The sequence below is a fragment of the Streptomyces sp. NPDC002463 genome (assembly GCF_042889835.1).
Classification (GTDB): Bacteria; Actinomycetota; Actinomycetes; order Streptomycetales; family Streptomycetaceae; genus Streptomyces; species Streptomyces nymphaeiformis.
Genome location: NZ_JBIARL010000070.1, coordinates 1 through 1,031, shown reverse-complemented (window position 1 = coordinate 1,031; position 1,031 = coordinate 1). Strand labels below are relative to the sequence as shown.

Sequence of the window (1,031 nt, the reverse complement as noted above, 5' to 3'; positions counted from 1 at the left end):
GACACGGCTCCGGTCTCGTTCGCTCAGCGGCGACTGTGGTTGCTGGCGGAGTTGGAGGGGGGCAGTGCGGCTTACAACGTGCCGATGGTGGTGCGGTGTGAGGGTGGGCTGGATGTCGTGGCCCTTGAGTCGGCGCTGAGTGATGTGGTGGAGCGGCATGCTCCGTTGCGGACGGTGTTCGAGTCGGTGGAGGGCGAGCCGTGTCAGCGGGTGCTGGCGCCCGAGTTGGCCCGGGTGTCGGTGGAGCGCCGTTGCGTCGATGTCGACGCGCTGGACGGGGAGTTGGCCGCGGCGGCCGGTCGTGTCTTCGATCTGGCGGTGGAGCTTCCGCTGCGTGCGGTGGTGTTCGAGCTGGGTGACGGTTCGGCGGTGTTGTCGCTCGTGGTGCATCACATTGCGACGGACGGTCTGTCGAATGCGGTGTTCTTCGGGGATCTGCAGCGGGCGTACGAGGCTCGGGTCGCCGGCGTCGAGGGTCGGGTTCTGGAGCCGTTGGACGTGCAGTACGCGGACTATGCGGTCTGGCAGCGGCGGGTACTGGGTGCGGCGGATGATCCGGAGAGTGTGCTGGGCCGGGAGCTGGAGTTCTGGCGTGGGGCGCTGGAGGATCTGCCGGAGGAGCACGGGCTGAATCTGGACCGTCCGAGGCCGGCCAGGGCCTCGCATCGGGGCGGTCAGGTCGAGCTCGACCTCGGTGCGGACCTGTTCGAGCGGATCGCGGTCCTGGCCCGCTCCGAGGGGTGCACGCCGTTCATGGTGGTGCACGCGGCGCTGGTCGCGGCGTTGACGCGGCTGGGTGCGGGGTCGGATCTGGCGATCGGTACGCCGGTGGCGGGTCGTGGTGAGCGGTCCTTGCAGGATCTGGTGGGGTTCTTCGTGAACACGCTGGTCCTGAGGACGAGCAGTGCGGGTGACCCGAGCTTCCGTGACCTTCTGCGCCGGGTGCGTACGGCGGACCTGGACGCCTTCGCGCATCAGGAGGCTCCCTTCGATCTGGTCCTCGAAGCGGTCAACCCGACCCGGAGCCTCTC

The 1,031-nt window shown here is 68.9% G+C and carries 1 protein-coding gene; it reads left to right on the top strand.

Translation table 11 applies throughout. The features are described from left to right. Positions 1–39 precede the first annotated feature (39 nt). Positions 40–1,031: condensation domain-containing protein (locus ACFYX3_RS42060; protein ID WP_389025431.1), on the top strand; the 992-nt coding region annotated here is incomplete at its 3' end.